This window comes from Paenibacillus sp. FSL H3-0286 (assembly GCF_045040705.1).
Taxonomy (GTDB): Bacteria; Bacillota; Bacilli; order Paenibacillales; family Paenibacillaceae; genus Paenibacillus_AQ; species Paenibacillus_AQ odorifer.
In genome coordinates this window covers 725,536-743,501 of the sequence record NZ_CP150285.1, presented here as the reverse complement: position 1 = coordinate 743,501, position 17,966 = coordinate 725,536, and the positions used below count along the sequence as shown (strand labels likewise).

General features: G+C 45.1%; 10 protein-coding genes, 3 rRNA genes and 3 riboswitches. All 13 genes read right to left on the bottom strand.

Annotation, left to right across the window (positions count from 1 at the left end):
- Window positions 1-8: 8 nt before the first annotated feature.
- The 13 genes from MHB37_RS03235 to MHB37_RS03175 all read right to left on the bottom strand — a co-directional run bounded on the left by MHB37_RS03235 (window position 9) and on the right by MHB37_RS03175 (window position 17,544).
- Entirely contained in the window at window positions 9-1,196 is a 1,188-nt protein-coding gene (locus tag MHB37_RS03235; protein WP_405168918.1) for a DUF4179 domain-containing protein, read from the bottom strand.
- On the bottom strand, window positions 1,171-1,758 hold the full coding sequence (locus MHB37_RS03230) for an RNA polymerase sigma factor (RefSeq protein ID WP_340393300.1): 588 nt from the start codon (window positions 1,756-1,758) through the stop codon (window positions 1,171-1,173). The genes MHB37_RS03235 and MHB37_RS03230 overlap by 26 nt, the downstream gene beginning before the upstream one ends.
- A gap of 197 nt (window positions 1,759-1,955) precedes the next feature.
- Window positions 1,956-2,708 carry an acyl-[acyl-carrier-protein] thioesterase gene (locus MHB37_RS03225; protein WP_405168917.1) on the bottom strand — a complete coding sequence of 251 codons (753 nt, stop codon included), beginning with the start codon at window positions 2,706-2,708 and terminating at the stop codon, window positions 1,956-1,958.
- Window positions 2,709-2,946: 238 nt separating this feature from the next.
- A 5S ribosomal RNA gene (rrf, locus tag MHB37_RS03220) occupies window positions 2,947-3,063 on the bottom strand.
- 128 nt (window positions 3,064-3,191) lie between these two features.
- Window positions 3,192-6,118 (bottom strand): 23S ribosomal RNA (locus tag MHB37_RS03215).
- Window positions 6,119-6,380: 262 nt separating this feature from the next.
- A 16S ribosomal RNA gene (locus tag MHB37_RS03210) occupies window positions 6,381-7,938 on the bottom strand.
- The 16S, 23S and 5S rRNA genes sit together here, the layout of an rRNA operon.
- Before the next feature lie 367 nt (window positions 7,939-8,305).
- Window positions 8,306-9,115 (bottom strand): transglutaminase family protein, encoded by an 810-nt coding sequence (locus MHB37_RS03205; RefSeq protein WP_038568647.1) that lies wholly within the window; start codon window positions 9,113-9,115, stop codon window positions 8,306-8,308.
- Between the two features lie 13 nt (window positions 9,116-9,128).
- A riboswitch (cyclic di-GMP riboswitch) is annotated at window positions 9,129-9,209 on the bottom strand.
- A gap of 74 nt (window positions 9,210-9,283) precedes the next feature.
- Window positions 9,284-9,366: riboswitch (cyclic di-GMP riboswitch) on the bottom strand.
- A 113-nt stretch (window positions 9,367-9,479) separates the two neighbouring features.
- On the bottom strand, window positions 9,480-10,145 hold the full coding sequence (locus MHB37_RS03200) for a class D sortase (RefSeq protein ID WP_248549048.1): 666 nt from the start codon (window positions 10,143-10,145) through the stop codon (window positions 9,480-9,482).
- Between the two features lie 102 nt (window positions 10,146-10,247).
- Window positions 10,248-10,655, bottom strand: coding sequence for a GtrA family protein (locus MHB37_RS03195; RefSeq protein WP_076130538.1), 408 nt, complete (start codon window positions 10,653-10,655; stop codon window positions 10,248-10,250).
- Window positions 10,642-11,622: a glycosyltransferase family 2 protein gene (locus tag MHB37_RS03190; protein ID WP_036679898.1), complete on the bottom strand. Its 981-nt coding sequence runs from the start codon at window positions 11,620-11,622 to the stop codon at window positions 10,642-10,644. Before MHB37_RS03190 ends, MHB37_RS03195 begins: the two co-directional genes overlap by 14 nt.
- A 97-nt stretch (window positions 11,623-11,719) precedes the next feature.
- Window positions 11,720-13,498 carry a phospholipid carrier-dependent glycosyltransferase gene (locus tag MHB37_RS03185; RefSeq protein ID WP_076195064.1) on the bottom strand — a complete coding sequence of 593 codons (1,779 nt, stop codon included), beginning with the start codon at window positions 13,496-13,498 and terminating at the stop codon, window positions 11,720-11,722.
- Entirely contained in the window at window positions 13,488-15,743 is a 2,256-nt protein-coding gene (locus MHB37_RS03180; RefSeq protein ID WP_076195066.1) for a glycosyltransferase 87 family protein, read from the bottom strand. Before MHB37_RS03180 ends, MHB37_RS03185 begins: the two co-directional genes overlap by 11 nt.
- Window positions 15,744-16,143: 400 nt before the next feature.
- Entirely contained in the window at window positions 16,144-17,544 is a 1,401-nt protein-coding gene (locus MHB37_RS03175) for an NCS2 family permease (RefSeq protein WP_036679893.1), read from the bottom strand.
- A gap of 122 nt (window positions 17,545-17,666) precedes the next feature.
- Window positions 17,667-17,766, bottom strand: a riboswitch (purine riboswitch).
- Between the last annotated feature and the right edge of the window lie 200 nt (window positions 17,767-17,966).

Sequence of the window (17,966 nt, the reverse complement as noted above, 5' to 3'; positions counted from 1 at the left end):
ATTAATAGTTACTTTTGCTCCACCTGAATCGTTTGTTCAAGCTCCGGATAATAATGTTTAACTGGTTTTCCTTCTTCATCCCTTAATGCTTTATGATTTTCATCAATGGAGTAAGTAAACGGCTTAACTGTAATTGTCTTTGGTGTTTGCGCGAACGGTATGAAATCTTTGTCTACCAAAGGATAGACTATAGCTGGCAAGTTAAATGAACCACCCGATGAGAACGCATTACCTAGTTCATCAACGATTTCATAGAACATTTCAGAGGTTGTGTATCCATCCTTTTCTTTCACAGTTGGCGCTTTACCTTCTTCGCTGAGCTGTAATCTGCTTGTGGCTGGAGTTAATTCCAGCTTGGTAATCGTATAACTGAATTCTTCTGCCTCTTTTGTTTGGTTCAGATCAAGCTTGATAATTCCTTCCGTTACTTTTTTCACCGGCACCTTGATTACAAAAGGCTCTGCAATTTGTGTAACCGGCACACTGATGCTTAATTCAAATTCATCCCCCAAAGCCTCTATATTATTTAGATTTCTGTAATCGTATAAAATAGCATTCTTTTTTCCCTCAACATCACCAAAAGATGACATTTGGCTCTCCAGTTTTTTCCCATTCGGCAATTTCACTTCTGCTGAACCCAACAACCCTTTTTCGGACTGGTTCATTGTCACTTTCGCATGTTGTTCTGTTAGCGATGGATCGAACTCAATCGGTTCAATAATCATCTCAGCCATCATCTTATCATTATCAATGCCTTCCCGTTCAATCGCAAAAGCCAACCGCGAGCCGTCATAATAGGCATCGGTAACCTTTAAGGTCACTCCATCATGGGTAACGCTTTGGTTAGGGGCAGTAGATAATCCTTTTTCCTCAGCAGCATTTAGACCTTTATCGTCAATCCCCTTAAAAATACTTCCTACAACAGGAATCTGCTTCAATGTTTCAGCCATGACCGGGGATACAAATCCGCTACCGATTATCCCCGCACCCAACACTGCTGCTGCCGAGGCAGCCACCAATGATTTTTTCAGAAACTTATTTCCATTCTTTCTTGACGCTCGTTTTTCCATTCCCTCGTCTCCTATTCGCTTCATAATTGAATCGCTGAAACTGTCTACCGGCATTTCATGATTTTGGAATGTTTGACGAATGTGCTCCATCTTCTGACTTTCAGTTCGATCTTGCCATTTCTCCATGAGGGCTGCCTCCTTCATTCATTCTTTGCCGGACTAACTTTTTGCGTAGACGTTCAAATTTCTTGCGTAAAGTAGCTGAATTACAATCCATAATCTGACCCATTTCTTCAAAGCTGTACTGCTCAACCACCTTAAGAATCAGGAGATTGCTCTCTTCGGCTGTCAGGTCATCCATAAATAACTTCTGCAATGGCTCCTCATCGTTAGGATTATAATAGGCTTTGGGCTGCTGCTCTTTATATAGCGACAACAGACGGTTTCTTCGCTTGCGTTTGCGAACCTGATCCAGACAATGATGATAGGCCACTTTATACAGCCATGCACTAAAAGAGACTCGTTTCTCATAACGTTTGAGTTCCTGATACACTTTTACAAATATATCTTGCACAGCATCCTCTGCTTCTTCATGACTTCTCAAAATATAATAGCAATACGTATAAATCTTTCTTTCATAGGCTTGTATTATAGTTCTATAGGCTTCGCGGTTACCCGCAAGAACCTGATCGATAGCCTCTTCAATTATTGTTTGATTCACTTGGACCCCGGGGCTGCGACGTTCCAAAGAATCACCTCCTTGTTATTGACTACAACTATATAACGAATGTGATCCCTTTAATTGTGACAGGCTCGAAATAAATTTTCCAAATATGTTATAAACATCATCCGTTTTCAATAAAAAAAGCGATTGCCCCGATTGATGTTCGGAGAAATCGCTTCTATAATAATATTCCATATTTATAAATTACTTACTTATTCGTACTAATGGACACCTTTTAACGCTATACATGCTTCAAAATACACAGTATCACTATTCTGACCGCGTACAAATATACCATCATCCGTTACAGCTGAACGTAAAATAGTCAGTTCATCCCCAACCTTAGCTTCTTGTAGATAAGTAATCCGGAAGCGTGTGAACTCTGCATTATCCCATTCCGCTAAAGTGAGCGCATCACAACATAAATCCCCGTATCGGGCATTATTCAAATGTCCGTTGCTGTCAAGCCCACTATATCTTACCTGATACCGATAAGCTTCTTCCATAGTAATATCAGAAGGGATCGTTACCTTAACAGGCATATCGCCTACTGAATCGCCATTATAGTGCTTAACCTGAACTGGAAGGGCATTCGGTCTAAGTATCTTTCTCTTCTCAATATCTACTAAAGCCCATATGGATCGTGCTGTGGCGATTTCTATATGATCTCCATCGAAAATACGATAATCCCGTTGCCACAGTGCCCCTTTAGTGCCTTTACTCCAGGTATGTACGCTAAGCACATCATTCGGGCGGGGAATACGCTTAAAATCAAGATCTAACGTGATCATCATCCAGCCCATTCCTGCATTCAGAATTTCTTCCACACTTATCCCCAAATTACCCACTGCGAAGTCTGCCGCACATTGCATGATATCCAGAATAAAGGATAACTTACCCTGCGAACGATAATCCGTGTCGCTCGCATGTACAGAAAAATCTTCTATCCACACAAGATTGCTACTGTTGTCCATTGTTTATCCTCCTGCCATGCAAAATATCCTTGCATTTACTTGAAGTATCCACATATACCACTGCTCTATCCACATAAATTGGGGACTACTTTCATTTTTGAATATATTTTATTATTTCATCCACATGTTAGTAACTTTTATAATTTCGTTAATTCCCCATAACTTATCCACATTTTTAAAATTAAGTGGTAAAGGGAACAAAAAAGCCATTGTTGATAAATCAACAATGGCTTCGTGTGCTTGGCAACGTCCTACTCTCCCAGGACCCTTCGGTCCAAGTACCATCGGCGCTGGAGGACTTAACGGTCGTGTTCGGGATGGGTACGTGTGGAACCCCTCCGCTATCGCCACCAAACATGCGTCTGTGAAACAGACGCTGCCGCGTGAAATTCGGTTCATCACCAGAAGTGACAATGAATTTCTAAGCGTATTTCAGGCTTGATGCCTGAAAACTGAATCCGAAACGAATCTGCATTCTACGTATAGGATAAGCCCTCGACCGATTAGTATTGGTCAGCTCCATGCATTGCTGCACTTCCACCTCCAACCTATCTACCTCGTCGTCTTCAAGGGGTCTTACTAATTGGGAAATCTCATCTTGAGGGGGGCTTCACGCTTAGATGCTTTCAGCGCTTATCCCGTCCGTACGTAGCTACCCAGCCATGCTCCTGGCGGAACAACTGGTGCACCAGCGGTACGTCCATCCCGGTCCTCTCGTACTAAGGACAGCTCCTCTCAAATTTCCTGCGCCCACGACAGATAGGGACCGAACTGTCTCACGACGTTCTGAACCCAGCTCGCGTACCGCTTTAATGGGCGAACAGCCCAACCCTTGGGACCTACTTCAGCCCCAGGATGCGATGAGCCGACATCGAGGTGCCAAACCTCCCCGTCGATGTGGACTCTTGGGGGAGATAAGCCTGTTATCCCCAGGGTAGCTTTTATCCGTTGAGCGATGGCCCTTCCATGCGGTACCACCGGATCACTAAGTCCGACTTTCGTCCCTGCTCGACTTGTAGGTCTCGCAGTCAAGCTCCCTTATGCCTTTGCACTCTGCGAATGATTTCCAACCATTCTGAGGGAACCTTGGAACGCCTCCGTTACTCTTTAGGAGGCGACCGCCCCAGTCAAACTGCCCGCCTGACACGGTCCCCGTACCCGGTAAGGGCACTAGGTTAGAACCTAGATACGATCAGGGTGGTATCCCAACGGCGCCTCCACCGAAGCTTGCGCTCCGATTTCTACGGCTCCCACCTATCCTGTACAGATCGTACCCAAATTCAATATCAAGCTGCAGTAAAGCTCCATGGGGTCTTTCCGTCTTGTCGCGGGTAACCTGCATCTTCACAGGTATTAAAATTTCACCGGATCTCTCGTTGAGACAGCGCCCAAGTCGTTACGCCATTCGTGCGGGTCAGAATTTACCTGACAAGGAATTTCGCTACCTTAGGACCGTTATAGTTACGGCCGCCGTTTACTGGGGCTTCGGTTCATAGCTTCGGGTTACCCCTAACCACTCCCCTTAACCTTCCAGCACCGGGCAGGCGTCAGCCCGTATACTTCGCCTTGCGGCTTCGCACAGACCTGTGTTTTTGCTAAACAGTCGCTTGGGCCTTTTCACTGCGGCCCCCTCGTGCTATTCACACTACCGGGGCACCCCTTCTCCCGAAGTTACGGGGTCATTTTGCCGAGTTCCTTAACGAGAGTTCTTCCGCGCGCCTTAGAATTCTCTTCTCGCCTACCTGTGTCGGTTTGCGGTACGGGCACCTTCTCCTGGCTAGAGGCTTTTCTTGGCAGTGTGAGATCATGACCTTCGCTACTACAATTTTCGCTCCCCATCACAGCCCAGCCTTAACGATGTGCGGATTTGCCTACACATCAGCCTCACTGCTTAGACGGACATCCATCAGTCCGCGTCACTACCCTCCTGCGTCACCCCATCGCTCATAGCGGATTACGGTGGTACAGTAATTTCAAACTGTTGTCCTTCGACTACGCCTTTCGGCCTCGCCTTAGGTCCCGACTTACCCTGAGCGGACGAGCCTTCCTCAGGAAACCTTGGGCTTTCGGCGGATCAGATTCTCACTGATCTTTTCGTTACTCATACCGGCATTCTCACTTGTGTAGTGTCCAGCGCTCTTTTCAGTACACCTTCAACCCCTACACAACGCTCCCCTACCCCAGATACATACGTATCTAGCCATAGCTTCGGTGGTGTGTTTAGCCCCGTTACATTTTCGGCGCAGAGTCACTCGACCAGTGAGCTATTACGCACTCTTTCAATGGTGGCTGCTTCTAAGCCAACATCCTGGTTGTCTGTGCAACTCCACATCCTTTCCCACTTAACACACACTTGGGGACCTTAGCTGATGGTCTGGGCTGTTTCCCTTTTGACAATGGATCTTAGCACTCACTGTCTGACTCCCGGCAATAAGTATATGGCATTCGGAGTTTGACTGAGCTTGGTAATCCTTGCGGACCCCGCACCCAATCAGTGCTCTACCTCCACTACTCTTATACCGAGGCTAGCCCTAAAGCTATTTCGGGGAGAACCAGCTATCTCCGAGTTCGATTGGAATTTCTCCGCTACCCCCACCTCATCCCCGCACTTTTCAACGTACGTGGGTTCGGGCCTCCAGTGCGTGTTACCGCACCTTCACCCTGGACAGGGGTAGATCACACGGTTTCGGGTCTACGTCCACATACTAATTCGCCCTATTCAGACTCGCTTTCGCTGCGGCTCCACCTTCTCGGCTTAACCTTGCATGTTAAACGTAACTCGCCGGTTCATTCTACAAAAGGCACGCCATCACCCATTAATAGGGCTCTGACTTTTTGTAAGCACACGGTTTCAGGTTCTATTTCACTCCCCTTCCGGGGTGCTTTTCACCTTTCCCTCACGGTACTGTTTCACTATCGGTCGCCAGGTAGTATTTAGCCTTAGCAGATGGTCCTGCTGGATTCATACGGGGTTTCACGTGCCCCGCACTACTCGGGATCCGTCTCGGAGAGAATACAGTTTAGGTTACAGGGCTTTTACCTCTATCGCGGGCCTTTCCAGACCTCTTCACCTACCATATTCCTTTGTAACTCCATGTGAGACGTCCCACAACCCCTAAGAGCAAGCTCTTAGGTTTAGGCTGTTCCGCGTTCGCTCGCCGCTACTGACGGAATCACTATTGTTTTCTCTTCCTCAGGGTACTTAGATGTTTCAGTTCCCCTGGTCTGCCTCTACATTTCCTATGTATTCAGAAATGAGTAACTGCGAATTACCACAGCTGGGTTTCCCCATTCGGACACCCCCGGATCAAAGCTTGCTTACAGCTCCCCGAGGCAGTTTCGTTGTTCGCCACGTCCTTCGTCGGCTCCTGGCGCCTAGGCATCCTCCGTGTGCTCTTATTAGCTTAACCTTGATTCTTCCGCAGGAAAATATCATACGATGACATTCTCTTTGGAATCATCTCACTAATAACATTTACTTGTTTGCACAAGTTGCTAAAAGATGTTCTAAAACGCAAATTCGTTTCGGTATCCAGTTTTCAAGGATCAAGTCTTACTTGAGAGCTTAAACTCTCAAAACTGAGCAACGAGTGAGTAACAGGCCTAAACCTGAGTTTTGGAAGCTTAGCTTCCGATTTGAATGTTCTCATTGCAGAGAACGATTCTCCATAGAAAGGAGGTGATCCAGCCGCACCTTCCGATACGGCTACCTTGTTACGACTTCACCCCAATCATCTACCCCACCTTCGGCGGCTGGCTCCCTTGCGGGTTACCCCACCGACTTCGGGTGTTGTAAACTCTCGTGGTGTGACGGGCGGTGTGTACAAGACCCGGGAACGTATTCACCGCGGCATGCTGATCCGCGATTACTAGCAATTCCGACTTCATGCAGGCGAGTTGCAGCCTGCAATCCGAACTGAGACCGGCTTTGATGGGATTGGCTCCACCTCGCGGCTTCGCTTCCCGTTGTACCGGCCATTGTAGTACGTGTGTAGCCCAGGTCATAAGGGGCATGATGATTTGACGTCATCCCCACCTTCCTCCGGTTTGTCACCGGCAGTCACTCTAGAGTGCCCAGCATTACCTGCTGGCAACTAAAGTTAAGGGTTGCGCTCGTTGCGGGACTTAACCCAACATCTCACGACACGAGCTGACGACAACCATGCACCACCTGTCTCCTCTGTCCCGAAGGCCGCTGCTATCTCTAGCAGATTCAGAGGGATGTCAAGACCTGGTAAGGTTCTTCGCGTTGCTTCGAATTAAACCACATACTCCACTGCTTGTGCGGGTCCCCGTCAATTCCTTTGAGTTTCAGTCTTGCGACCGTACTCCCCAGGCGGAGTGCTTACTGTGTTAACTTCGGCACCAAGGGTATCGAAACCCCTAACACCTAGCACTCATCGTTTACGGCGTGGACTACCAGGGTATCTAATCCTGTTTGCTCCCCACGCTTTCGCGCCTCAGCGTCAGTTACAGCCCAGAAAGTCGCCTTCGCCACTGGTGTTCCTCCACATATCTACGCATTTCACCGCTACACGTGGAATTCCACTTTCCTCTTCTGTACTCAAGCCACCCAGTTTCCAGTGCGACCTCAGGTTGAGCCCAAGGTTTAAACACCAGACTTAAATAGCCGCCTGCGCGCGCTTTACGCCCAATAATTCCGGACAACGCTTGCCCCCTACGTATTACCGCGGCTGCTGGCACGTAGTTAGCCGGGGCTTTCTTCTCAGGTACCGTCACTCCGGTAGCAGTTACTCTACCGGACGTTCTTCCCTGGCAACAGAGCTTTACGATCCGAAAACCTTCATCACTCACGCGGCGTTGCTCCGTCAGGCTTTCGCCCATTGCGGAAGATTCCCTACTGCTGCCTCCCGTAGGAGTCTGGGCCGTGTCTCAGTCCCAGTGTGGCCGTTCACCCTCTCAGGTCGGCTACGCATCGTCGCCTTGGTGGGCCGTTACCCCACCAACTAGCTAATGCGCCGCAGGCCCATCCCTCAGTGACAGATTGCTCCGTCTTTCATTCTTCTCTCAGGAGAAAAAAGAAATTATCCGGTATTAGCTACCGTTTCCGGTAGTTATCCCAGTCTGAAGGGCAGGTTGCCTACGTGTTACTCACCCGTCCGCCGCTAAGTCACTTTGAAAGCAAGCTTTCAAAGTGACTCCGCTCGACTTGCATGTATTAGGCACGCCGCCAGCGTTCGTCCTGAGCCAGGATCAAACTCTCCAATTAGTATTGAAAAGAGCGATATGCTCATTTTGAAACATCTGACGAGAAAATTAATTCTCTAATTTTGGATTTCACTTGCGTGATTTCCTACTCACTCGTTGTTCAGTTTTCAAAGATCAAGTTCTCGTTGGCGCCGTTTAATGTCTCAGCAGCAACTCTTATAATATATCATGTTGTTTTCAGAAATGCAAGCTTTATTTTTCGAAGCTTTTTATCAGCCTCGTCTATATCGCCTGTACGCTGTCTAACAACGCTTACCTATAATACCCCAACTATTAATAGAAAAGCAACCCCTAATATAAAAATAAACAACTGGCTTAATAATTAAGCCAGTTGTTTATTTAATAGAGTTATGTTTCTAGGGACGAACTTAATAGTATTTTGCCGCAGTATATTTGCTTGAGGCTTTAATTAAATCGGTTTTCTTATCACTCTTTGCAAGTCCTGCATCCACTGTAGTATCAATGGTAACCCACTTCCCATTAAGCAACACTTCGTTCCATGCATGATATTGCGTAACGTAGCTTGTATTCCCCATTACCAACTTAGCAGGAACATCTACACTCCGCAGCATTGCGGCAAAAAGAGAAGCGTAATCATAGCAAATCCCTTTTTTAGTAGTCAATGTCTTATCGATGCTTGGAATATAATCAGTAGTTACACTATTAGCAAGAGAGTAATCATATTGTACATTCGCAACTACATAGTTATAGATCGCTTTAACTTTCTCTTCGTCTGTTGTTTTGCCTTGTACTAATTGTTTAGCTTTGACAATCGCTTTATCAGAAGAACTCCATTTCACATTCTGTACGGAGCCCAAATATACGGAATTCGAGTCACTCATGGTTACGTCTACTACTTCGGAATATAATGCTTTGTATTTATTGCCGGTTGTGTTCTCCAGAACAGAAACCTTATACGTCCCATTTCCTTGTTGCAAAGGGAAGTCCTCAGCTTGTCCAGAAGCATACAAGTTATATGTATAGCTGCTGTTATCTTTGGTGATCATGAGTTTGATTCTTTTATCTTTCGGAATATCATAGTTAATACCAATAACACCTTGAGCCACTTTGGATGTAATCAACCAGCTGGCATCTGCACTTGCAGCTTGAGCTGTACTTACCGGAACTGAAGTCATTAGGACGAACAACGCCACCAGCATAAAATAAACCTTTTTCACGGATAAAACTCCTTTCGGTAGCTGGCTGCCATCCTTTCGGGAAGGCCCTTTAGCTTTGCGTCCCTACCTTTCGATAGGTTTGCCGTTATCGTATAAGCTCTATCTGTTCTAGCTTTACTAGATATAATTGATAGAATCCATTTGAAACAAACAAAAAAAGCCTCTTCATTCGGTAGCTGGCTGCCATCCTTTCGGGAAAAGGCCCTTTAGCTTTGCGTCCCTACCTTTCGGAAGGTTTGCCGTTATCGTGTTTAGCTTTCATAGTATAATACTATCATATTTATAGTTGTGAACAAGACCTAATTTACTAGATTACCCATTATTTTATAAATATCTCCCGGTATTTGTGTTTTCTTGTCATTCACTATTCTCCTTTTGTTAATTTGGCATGAACAATCAGCCGATGCGTTGGATTCACTAGCGGATCACATGTAATCAGAGTAAGAATCTTATCCTTGTCATTCCCGTCAAGAACGGAGACATCACTCGGATCTACAACAGAAATATCGTATACCTCATAGTTAAACACCTGATCACTAGTCTTTACCGTGATAACATCCCCCACAACAACCTCATTCAATCTGTTAAACAAACGCCCCGTAGTTCTAGCCCGATGCGCCGCGATTGCAGCATTCCCGATCTCTCCAAGGGGTGCCGTTTCTTTCATATGGGCTGCAGCATGTTTCATATTAGCTTTTGTAGCCCCTTCTAATACAGGCAGCTTCAAATCAATCTTATCGATTTCAATTAGTGCGATTACTTTGCCACCGACTTCAATCTCCGGTTCAGGCTTTTCTGTCTCTTGGGGTTGGGGCTGTGCCTGGGCATCCAGAACCGATTCCTCTGCTAACAGCTGAGTAACTTCAGCATACCTGCTCTTTAGATCTGGCTGGGGAGTACTATCGGCAGTGCTTAGTTCAGCCGTTTCTAATAACTTCTCCTGCTGCCTGTCGTTGTACCACTCGTTAGCTGTCGGATATAACATGATAAGTATCCCAGCCAGTATGAGTAGATAGGAGAATTTACGCAATGTTATTCACCTCCGTATATTGTTTCTATGGTTATATACAAATCAAGCAGAAACAGCTACTTGCCTTTAAGCATAGCAACTCCTTCTGCCTGAAATTAATGTTTAAAATACCCATTTACGACTTCCAAAGAAATTGATGATCACCGTGATAAAGGTAACCAGCACCTTGGAGATCAAGACTTGAATACCTAGTTTGTCTGTCAACAGATGCATTAACAACAGTGATATTCCGAGCACTACCAGATTCAGCACGATAAACTTGACCAGCTGTACGCGGTCGAAGCCTTCTTTATTCCCCCGGTTGCGATCACGAAAGGTAACTTTTTTATTCAAAATAAAGCTATTCGCCGTGCCTGCACTATAGGAGATCACCTGCGCCAATGCGTATACCATCCCTAGTGAATTCAACAATGTGAAAATCACAAAATCAATAAGCGTATTGAGCAAACCTACGGCATTAAATTTGAGGAACTGTATGAATGCAGCGCGCAAGTTCTTATCTGACATCATTGTGGTCCTTCCGGCGGTCCAGTTGTTCTTCGTTCTGGTAGCCTTTAGTCTCACTAACAATATATAGCGGTCTATCTTTAGACTCGTCATAAATCCGTCCGATATACTCCCCAATCACACCCAACAGCATCAGAACAATACCGTTAAAGAGCAGATTGACACCTACAATGGAAGCCCAGCCCGGAACCGTCCAGGAGGTGAAAAATATCCTTTGGAACAAGACGAAAAATAAATAGAGAAAGCTAGAAAATGAAAGAAAGAATCCAATATACGTAGCAATCTTAAGCGGCTTATGTGAAAAAGAGGTGATGCCATCTAACGCAAAACGAATCATTTTCTTCAGCGGATATTTGGTTTCTCCGGCAAAACGTTCTTCCCGTTCATATTCCACCATAGTCTGCTTGAAGCCAACCCAGCTCACCAAACCTCTGACATAGCGGTTCTTTTCTTTAAGTCCCCGCAGGACATCACATACCTTACGGTCAATAAGACGGAAATCGCCTGTATCCGTAGGAATATCTACACTTGTCATACTGCTGAGCAGGCGGTAAAAAAGCTTCGCGGTGACCTTTTTGAACATCGTTTCTCCGTGGCGCTTCAGACGTTTCGCATATACAACGTCGTAGCCCTCTTTCCACTTCTCGATCATTTGCAGAATGACCTCCGGAGGATCCTGAAGATCAGCGTCAATAACAACAACCGCTTGACCTTCGGCATAGTCCATGCCAGCTGTAATCGCTACCTGATGTCCGAAATTACGCGAGAAGTCAATCAGCTTGACATGCTCGTCTCGTTCACAGATCTCCCGAATCATCTGGGCGGAACGATCACGACTGCCGTCATTGACAAAGACCAGCTCATAAGTATCGCCGCACTCGTCCATTACTTTTTTCAAACGTTCATAAGTATGGCTAATTACTTGCTCCTCATTGAACATGGGTACAATCACACTATATCTGGCTTTCACCTTTATTCCTCCTACAAGCTTTTTGGAGCGTTACATCCATCTACACTTCATAATAACGCTGCATGCATAAACTTATTTTATAGATTTTTATTAAATCCTAGAAAACCCAAGTTGGGAACCAACGCAGCATATCTTTCACGTAATCTCCACTGACCTGCATCCCTGACAGTACCGGGTAGAAAGCAATAAAGAGCAGCAAAGCAACAGCTACATAGACATACTGTACGTAACGGGCCTCAGGGAATTTACTATCCAGCAACTTCATTATATATACAATACCAAGAATCATAAATGGCACCATAGCAAAATAATGGTAAATAAATGTTTCTCTTGGGACAAGCATCCACGGAACATATTGCGAGAAGAAGGCGATCCAGATCATGTAGAGGTTCTTATCTTTACGTTTCAGCGTAATCCACAGCGTTGCCAACATCGCAAAAATACCCGTCCACCAGATAAGCGGATTCCCCATAGTCACTATACTGCTGACCTGACCTTCCGGCAAACCTTCACCGCCGCTAAAGAACCAGACCGGTCTCTTCATAAACGGCCATTGCCACCATGAGGAAGCAAAAGGATGTGTAGCTACAAGCTGGCTGTGGTAGTTGTACATATTCTTTTGGGAATCAATCAAACCTTTTATAGTGAAGCCCTCTGCTGATGCAGATAACCCCGGCACAAAAGATAAGCTATAAATAATTACTGGAATAATTACAAAGAACCCGATACAACTAGCCAACGTAATAATAGTCTTTTTCCAAAAAGAATCTACTGCTTCACGACAGGTGCCCAGCAATTCCTTGTCTTTAATCTTCCCCTCTGCCAGCAGGCGTCCGGAGGCTTGGTATTCTCTGTAGCGTTCAAAAAGGGAGATAGCCAGCATAATGGCCAGCCCTGCTCCTCCATAGAGCACAATCCATTTCGAAGCTACGCCGATTCCGAAGAATAAGCCAGACCAGAATAACGGAATTAATGTTTTTCTTAAAGGCTGCTTGTAGAAATTCATTGTGTAATACCGCTGCATAAAATAGAACATCAACATAATGAAGAATACTCCGTATACGTCAATCGTGGAGATTCTTGTCTGTGTGAAATGCATGAAATCCAGCGCAAACAATCCTGCCGCGAGGGCGGCGTATTTGCTTTTCTTAAACAAACGCAGCGCCATTACATATATAAGAGGTAACATGGCAACTCCGAACAAGGTTCCGATAATACGCCAGCCGAATGGATTGACTCCGAACAGCTCCATACCTATGGCAATCAAAAGCTTGCCAAGCGGTGGATGCGTATTCTCGTAAGGCACTATCCCGTGTGTATATTCATAAGCTGTTCGCGCATGATAGATCTCGTCAAAATAAGTGCTATTCATAAAGTTAGAATATTCCGGAATGAGCGCCTGCTCGTCAAAAAGATTGGCCGCTGCTCCTCTTTTAGGTACTGCGTTAGCATCCGGTGTCACACCGGCAATAGGAAGGGGGATTCTTTCTCCCCCCTGCTCATAAAAGGCCATTTCGTTCAAAGTGAACCCTGGAGAGGTAACTGTTAACTTCACATATCTCGCTGTAACGTTCAGGGGTTGGCTTTTCCAGATGAAGACATTCCCGACATCCTCACTGACATCCATCGGACTGCTCCAGACCTCAGGATTGTCGCTGAATTCCAGCTTGAACTTACCCGTTCCCACGCCACCAAAGATATTGACCCGTTCCAATGGTTTACTCTGCCCCAAATCTACATAGAAGCTTTCACCACTGGCAGCAGGCTCCCATAAGGTCTCTGGAGATTTAGTAGAGCCAAGATTATATAAAGCAAGCGCTGCGTAAACGGCCGTGATAGCTATTATGCATATCCAATCTATACGCTTAAACTTCATCGTTAAATCGCCCTCCCTTCTGATGCGGTTTAATTTGCCCGACAACTCTCAAATCTTCTTCATACTGTTCTTCCGGTGTAATTGGCGCTGGAAGAGGTTTTATTCCCTTGCGGACATACACATCGTATCCGATATTCAGCATATAAAGCAGCAATGCTAGATTAGCTATAGCAGTCACTAATACGATTCCGTCTGCACCCGGGCTAACATCTGCATTCAGGTGGGATAAGGTGTACGCCACATTGATGTATTGCGTTAAGCTGAATCCGAGAAATAGCGATAAAAAGCGGCGGTCCCGACTTTCTATATAAGTAAACAAACAAAGAATAAGAGCAGGGAACATATAACGTTCATGCATTTTGGTGCCAAGCACAAAGACCACTACTATAAGCACCATCCCGATAAAATAGGATTTGGTCAGATCCAAGCGATCCTTTTTAAAGGAATAAAATGCCGCAACAGCTACAGCCACTAAAATAAATATGAAGCCCCATACACGGTATGGAATGCCAAGCCAGGTTAGATCAAGGGATGACCACATCGGATCAGTCAGTGCATACAGATTAAATGCATTCACTGAAGAATACGGATAGGAAGATAACGTACTCTTGTAAAGATCAATAATCCCTACCAGACCTCCGTTATTCCAGAAAAACGGTGCCGCAAGCAATCCGAAGATCCCTAATCCATACAAAGCTCCGAATCCAAGCTGCTTCCAAGCGCGGTGATGATAAAAAGCAAACAACAATACCGGCGTGAATATCAACGCTTGCGGTTTAATTAGCGTCGCTAAGGCAAACAAAATTGCGGAGCGGACAAACTTTTTGTTCGCAGCGCCATGGATACTGAGCAGCAGGAAGATCAAAAAGAATGAATCTGCTTGTCCCCAAGCCGCTGAATTAATAAGTACCGCTGGATTAAACAGAAACAACAACATTAAGCCGAAAGCTATTCCTGTGCCGAGTTTTTTGCGTGACATTTGATAAATGAAGTAGCCGAGTACCAAATCAGAAAGGATCGCAGGGAGCTTGAAGAGCAAATTCTCTCCACCTGAGCCCTGAGTGAATCCTAAAACGCCACGAATGGCGCTAAGCACGTACAATATGTACAAATAGCCAGGAGGATAATCGGCAAAATAACCTTCTTCATAAAATTTGCCTGGGCCTAAATCCACCATACGCTGTCCCCAAGAAATAAAGGTATTCATATCATTCTGATATCCTTGCGCGGTAAGACCAATCCACACTCTCAGGATAAAAGCAATTCCGATGGCAATGCTCAGCCATTTGGAATAAATATTCTCAGGCTGCTTCATAAGCTTCTCACTACGGAATGCCTTAGTATAAAGCACTGCAAAAAACACGCTAAACAGCGCTGAAATCAGCAACATCTTAGTTGGAGATACTTTATGTGGAGTGTCTGCCTTTTTGTCGCCGGCATCTGGACTAACCGCTGAACTATCCAGCGAAATGACGTTAGCCCCTTCAGGAGCCGCGTCTAATTTTTCTACAGCAAAATCATCAAAATAAGCCTTACCTTGAATCAAGCTAGAGTAGCCGCCCAGACTTGCGCCTATGCCAAATGACTTCTGCTCCGGTCCTGTCTGGCCGATATATTCAAGATACTGCCATTCACCTGCCGTATCAGTTACGCTGGGATACCCCCCGCCTACTCCAACGGCAAGAATGTTGGCGCCCATTCCCTCCCCTGCTGTACTTACTACTTTGATCCATCCAGAGATTTTATAATAACTATTCGGCGTAGCCTCAATCGTCTGCACCCATTTCGAATGATTGGGCTCGATATTCTCAATGACTGCCGCCTTGCTGCCGGAATGAACTTCCTCCGATTGGATTGAAAGTAGGCCTGAATTATCTCCTGAAATCCACATATCCTTAGTCCAGTTAGAAGGCGCATCATCTCCCCCCTCCTCAAAGCCAGGGTTCTGCAATAGATTCCCCTCTGCATAAATGCTTGTTACAGGAAGCACAAACAATAACAGCATCAATACAGTCATTACGGCCGCACGTGTACTCTTGATCATCGTCCCAACCTCACCTCGTCCTATATTCATCTTAGTCCAGCCAAAAGCATATCCCTTCTGAAAAACAACTCCCGAATTAGTGTATTTCACCGTTGCTAAGAAATCATTTGGATTGATTTTCTCATAAAAGAGCATATAAATATAGGGTATGTTAACCTTATCTGGATCGCAGACCCTTCCATCCACAATATTCCATTCCATAGGATCGCTCTAAGCTTCAAGGCTCTTATATAGACTCTTATATAGAATAGAAGAATCGCAGTGGCTAAAGCAAATACCGGAGCAAAAAAACAGGCCATTCTATCAGCATAAAGCGAGAGAACTAACAAAATGGTAAGACCATAGGACCACCTAGGGGTTTGAAGTATTTTCAGTACAAAATCAACAGAGATCAGGATCAAGGAGGGAACAAATTGGACTCTAACGCCAAGGCTGCCTCGTCCTGAACATCACCTCTTCAACAATATAATCTAAATCATAGATGATGAAAAGCTAGAAACATAGACTAGCCTGAATGGTTAAGTGCCAACAAAAATATAAAAAAAGGGCCCCCTCAGTTATGAAGGAGCCGTTGAATGCACATCTGTATGCTATATATGAGTTAGCCCGCACTACCAAGAAATACATAACGGAGAATAATCAGAATAGCAAGTACCCACATCATCCAGTGAATATCGTATTTTTTCTTGCCAGCAAGGTTAGCTACACAAGCAAGGATTACATAAGTTACGATACCAAAGGAAATACCATTAGCAATATTATAAGTGAAAGGCATGATTACTAGAGTAAGGAACGCTGGAATCGCAACAACCATATCTTGAAAATCAATTTCGCGAATCGATTGTGCCATGAGCACACCTACGACAATCAATGCTGCGGCTGTAGCAGATCCAGGGATCAGAGCCACTATTGGTGCAAGGAATAACGCAAGCAAGAAGCACACACCCGTTGTTACAGCTGTAAGACCTGTACGTCCACCTTCAGCAACACCTGCCGCGCTTTCTACAAAAGCAGTAGTAGTGGAAGTACCCAATGCCGCACCACCAGCTACAGCGATGGCATCGACAAACATTGCATTACCTACACGTTTGTTACCTTCTTCAGGGTTGTCCATAATACCAGCGCGTTGAGCAGTACCTACAAGTGTACCAAATGTATCGAACAATTCTACAAAAGTGAATGTTGCGATTGCTGAAACAATACCGGTGTGCAGGATTCCATCCCAGTCAAATTCGAAAAAGTTCAATTGCGTCAGGTCAGGCACCCAAGGGGTTGTCGGACTGGACAAAGAGCCAAAATCAACTACACCCATCAGTATACCCGCGAGGGTTGTACCCAAGATACCGAATAAAATCGCACCTTTAACTTGCAGTACCATCAGGATGGAAATAAGAAGCAATCCGATAATTACCAATTGTACATCAGTGTTCTCTAGGCTACCCATATGAATAATTGTTTCAAAGGATAGGACATCTGTGAATGTATTGGCGGAAATATCTTTACCAGCTTCGACACCAATCGTCATCAAACCACTGTTCTTAAGCCCAAGGATTGTAATGAACATCCCGATACCTACGGTAATGGCATGCTTCAAGCTGTCAGGAATGGCTGTCAGTAAGATCTGCCGCACTCGGGTAACCGTAAGCAGGATGAAGATCAAACCGGAAATAAATACTGCGGTCAGACCCATTTGCCAAGTGAATGGATGTTCTGAGGTTGCAGAAGACAAAATTACGGAAGCAAAGTATGCATTAAGTCCCATACCTGGTGCCAATGCTACTGGAAAGTTTATAAACACGCCCATTGCAATGGTGAAAATACCTGCTGCCAGCGCAGTCGCTAGAAATACAGAGTACCAGCCCATATCGATGCGGCCAAATGCTGTTAATGTGCTCGGATTAACCGACAGGATGTAAGCCATAGCCATGAACGTAGTCAAGCCGGCCATTATCTCTGTACGTACTGTAGTGCCGTTCTCTTTCAACTTGAAAAACCGATTCAAATTGTTCTCCCCCTAAGGTATGTTGTGGCTGACAGCAACAAAAAGCCGGTATCTGATCGACACCGGCTCGAAAAAAAGAGTAGCACCCATGACTATAGCCCTAGATTCAGGACAATACGGGTTGCTCAGCTCTTCTTAATCGTAGCCAGGTCATTACGGTGACCTCGTAGAAACTTCCAGGCCTATTCCCGGAAATATACGAAAGAATTATGTTGTTGTGCTTTATCATTTTAGGTGGACATCACATAAGTTGTCAATGAAAAAAGCGAACATTTTCGACTTTATTTTTTCTATTGTTCGTAATTCATACAATTTTATCTTTAACTTCAACCCCAAAATCCTTTAAATCATGCAGCTTATTAACTATCAAAAGCCTTATCAAATGGGTATTTTTCCCTATAAAACAATTTCGATGTTCCCTG

What these genes read in the sequence shown, in the direction of transcription:
- MHB37_RS03185 (WP_076195064.1), bottom strand. Translation starts at nt 13,498, where the DNA reads ATGAAGTTTAAGCGTATAGATTGGATATGCATAATAGCTATCACGGCC.
- MHB37_RS03235 (WP_405168918.1), bottom strand. Translation starts at nt 1,196, where the DNA reads ATGGAGAAATGGCAAGATCGAACTGAAAGTCAGAAGATGGAGCACATT.
- MHB37_RS03180 (WP_076195066.1), bottom strand. Translation starts at nt 15,743, where the DNA reads ATGGAATGGAATATTGTGGATGGAAGGGTCTGCGATCCAGATAAGGTT.
- MHB37_RS03195 (WP_076130538.1), bottom strand. Translation starts at nt 10,655, where the DNA reads ATGATGTCAGATAAGAACTTGCGCGCTGCATTCATACAGTTCCTCAAA.
- MHB37_RS03225 (WP_405168917.1), bottom strand. Translation starts at nt 2,708, where the DNA reads ATGGACAACAGTAGCAATCTTGTGTGGATAGAAGATTTTTCTGTACAT.